Source organism: Nostoc sp. UIC 10890, from assembly GCF_054786515.1.
Window position 1 is genome coordinate 1 of record NZ_JBSGKF010000071.1, and the last position, 3,797, is coordinate 3,797.

Here is a 3,797-nt window from a genome sequence, read left to right on the forward strand (position 1 = left end):
GTTCTTCGCTCTTTGATAAAAATTCACTATCTTGTATATTATTTAACAACTTTTCCATTTTTGCCCATTTTAAAGCTTCATTTAAGGAGCTTCCCCGCAATAATTGTGAATCATCTTTTTTTTCAGAAGCTAGCCAAGCGCGTAAATTTGCAGTATAAGGACACACCTTATGTAATTGGTTTTCAATCCAACCTATGTCAAAAATTTCCTGATAGATGCGGTTAGAAACCATTATTTTATTCTCTCGTCTAGTAACTAATCCCGAAAGCTCTAATTCGCTCTTTCCTTGAATATCATCTACAGAAATACCATTGTCTTTTGCTAATAAAATCTTTTGATATAATTCCAGTAAATCAGTAGTAACTTTTTCTCCATAGCTCATAATTTTATTTTGAATATTTCTTAAATGCTGCGGTTCATCATTCCATTCCCAATTTTCTATGATGAACATTCTGACTATCTGATCGATGGAAAGCGGATTATCTATGTCAAATTTTTCAACCGCTAGATTACAGAGCTTTTGTGTCAGAAACGGTTGCCCTCTTGTCCAATCCCAAATATTTTGCATTACTGCGTGAGAATCATTTCCGTATGTATCTTTTAAGCCTATCCTGAACGGCTCCATCTCATCTAATTGAAACCCTTCAAGGTGGATAGCTTGGCCAATACTAAATGGTGTAAATATTGTATCCTTTATTAAAGTATTTGGTGAAGCTGTTCCCAACAAACAAAATGTAAGTCGATTATAGTGGGGATTATCAACACGTTTTTTATAACAAGTAAGGATAAAATTTAAAAAAACATCTGCCTTAAAGTCAAGATTTAAAACAACTTCTATATCATCAAGAAAAATCACCATGTTTTCTGAAATTTGTCTCAAAAGTATCATTTCTAAAAAGCGGCCAAATTGTTTAGAACCTAAATCAAAACTGTTTTTATTTAGCCAATCTTTAAAATCTATATCCAGATTAAAACCACGAATTAGCTTTTCAATCAAACATGTGTACCATATCTTCTCTGTTACATCACTACTACCGATACCAGCTAAATCAATAAGCACACATCTTACATTATTCGTAGATAGGCTCTTCATTGTTCTCACGCACAAGCTTGACTTGCCAGTTCGTATAGGATTTAGCACATAGCAAAACTTCCCTTGCAAAAGTGCTTCATACAAGTCTTTATCAGCTTTTCGTACAACATAAGTACTATTCTTATGAGATAAACTTCTAGAGAAAGTGTAGTGATTATTCATAAATTATGTCTGTTGTTTTTGATTATTACAGTTTGTTTAGGAATGCTTACGCATTTTTTATAAAAAACGTCATTGTGAGCAATAGGGAAGTAATTCCGGCTCTATAGCTTACCTTATGCTAAAGTGACTAAGCTATTATTAAATCCAAAGTTAGTAAACAGCAAAATTCTTTATGCATAAGAATGCCAGGTTAAAAAGAAACATGAATATAAAACTTAATACATTTCATGTTCTTATTTCTATTTCCTAATTAAAATTGGATAATAAGTAAATCGGTGAAAATAAATCCAACTATGTTACGAAACGTAAATAGGCTTAAAACTCTTACCAATGACCAATGACAAAGGATAAATCACAGCCCAACTAGTTAGCTTTAACTGCACCGACCTACTTACCTAATTTTTAAATTTTAATTCGCTGGAAAAAAAATAACGGCAGAACTCACTGACAATAATATTATTATTATTGGCATCCAAATTAATCAAATCCAAGGCTAGAAATTGATTCTTCCTTGTATGGCTAATAATATCAGAGATTATAGGTTCTTCGGAATGTAATATCTTTTGATAATCCAATTTTGCTTCAGATTCATCTTCGAAAAAATCTAGTCCGTGTTTTAGTACTTTAGGCATGTCCATTATTATTCTGTTATACATACACTTAAACAGCTTCTCTTTAAATTGCTTATTTCTCAACACATCCTCTATAGAAAAATTATTTTCTACCATTTCATTAAGTGCATTAATTGCATATTTTATTAACTCAATATTTCCACCAAAATACCTTTGAATTAGGATGAAAATGTTGTTGTCTTTCATGTATTTTTCATTTAATCCTTGTTTACAACAAAGAACTTCTATCTCGTCTAAATTAAGCGGATCTACTCGAATAAGATGGCCAAACGAGTACTTAAAATTAATAGAATTTTTGGATTTATAAGAAGCAATCACACATAACCGCAGTTGCTCCCACAATTCCGAAGTATTGTTAGCATCTTTACTCTCGTTCCAATTTTTGAATAGTTGCTGGAACACTTCAAACAACTCTTCATACTCATATAGATAGTCAAAATCATCTATAACTAAAACTAAAGGGGTGTTAAGCATGGGCAAGATATAGTCTTCCATTATAATATCGCAGGCGCAATGGGGAGTGTAAGTATTTTTATTAGGATTAAGTAGCTCTTTAATTTTTTCAGATACTACTAGCTCCGATTTTATTTCAAGTTCAGGTTCCAAATACTTTCGACTTTTTATTAATTCCTTGTTGAGAAGCTGGAAAAAGTATTCTAACGTTCTCCAAAAAGACTGCTTTTGGCCTTGTGTAATATCTAATAACTTGCTAAAACTTATTTTTATTGTTAAGTATTCTTGTTCTGTTTGAAAACGATCAACTACTTTATTTATAATAGTCGTCATACCCGAAGAAGATACTCCTCTAAGAACAATCACACCATTATAATCGTACATATTTTTATATAATTCATTTTCTGGTTTTGTTCGATTTATAAAAAGGTTTTTTTTTTGAGCTTTCTTGATAAACTTTGCAAGTTTATGTTTTAGAACATCTTCCTGCTTAAGCTCGACTTTGACTTTCGGTCGGCTCTTTAGAATATTAAGAATCTTACCTGGAAAGTCACTTTCTGCTATAGCTATAAGGTTAAAGCAATCTGAATTTGCATATTCCATTGGGTCTAAATGCAATGCTCTAAAAATAGTAATATAAGGCATTTTATCTATTTTTACTCCCTTCTTCCGTAGCCTGCGTAAATGGTTATTAGTAACAATCAGACTTAAAGTGTTTTTGTCTATTTCTATCCCTATTTTCTTTAGTTCTCCTTCAAGTATTGATCTGATTTCCTCTGCAAATTCACTGTTACTACTCGCGTCTGGATATGCTTTTTTTAATACCGTTTCGAACATTGAATATTTTGACGGAGAAAGTGAGATTCCCCTCATCCGCCTGTACCGACGTGCAGAATAATTACAAGAGTCGTTTTTATCATTTGGGAGTTTATCCATTAGATTTTAGCAGCTAATTGGAGGAGCATTCACAACTAAATACTAAAAACATGCATAAAAACCAAAATATTCTTAACTGCACTCGCCTCCTCTTAACTGCACTCGCCTCCTCTTAACTGCACTCGCCTCCTCTTAACTGCACTCGCCTCCTCTTAACTATTTTTTCGATTTGAAGTTTTTTATGATAATTTAAAAATGTTTCTTGTTGCAGCTCAAAAGCTGGCTTGTTGCAGTTTAAAAGCTGGATAGAGTAGTAGTAAAGGTTAGAAAAATTTATGCTGTCCTCACAACAACCAAGAGATGGAAATGATCATGATAAGATATATACCTCATGCGATATATCTACTAAATTGCGAGATTTTGCTCAGAAAATTGAATATATTGCTTGCTTAGAAACATCGGGCAAGATGGAAACTATTGAGGCTTATAAACAGAGTGCAGCATATTGGCAAGCCCTCAAAAGCTCCTTCTCCTTTAAGCGTATATCTGCTTCTAATGACCTACTTGAAACCGAACTTTTT

At 32.6% G+C, this 3,797-nt stretch carries 3 protein-coding genes; 1 reads left to right on the top strand and 2 read right to left on the bottom strand.

All coding sequences use genetic code 11. The features are described from left to right. Positions 1-1,255, bottom strand: a 1,255-nt coding sequence (locus ACWATR_RS38920) for an AAA-like domain-containing protein (RefSeq protein ID WP_460345413.1), incomplete at its 3' end; no start/stop codon positions are given. 395 nt (positions 1,256-1,650) lie between these two features. Then, entirely contained in the window at positions 1,651-3,276 is a 1,626-nt protein-coding gene (locus ACWATR_RS38925) for an AAA-like domain-containing protein (RefSeq protein WP_460345416.1), read from the bottom strand. A gap of 275 nt (positions 3,277-3,551) precedes the next feature. Here ACWATR_RS38925 and ACWATR_RS38930 point away from each other — a divergent pair. Then, on the top strand, positions 3,552-3,797 hold a 246-nt coding region (locus tag ACWATR_RS38930), incomplete at its 3' end, for a DUF7219 family protein (RefSeq protein ID WP_460345419.1).

Coding starts and splice junctions, on each gene's coding strand:
- ACWATR_RS38925 (WP_460345416.1), bottom strand. CDS start 3,276: ATGGATAAACTCCCAAATGATAAAAACGACTCTTGTAATTATTCTGCA.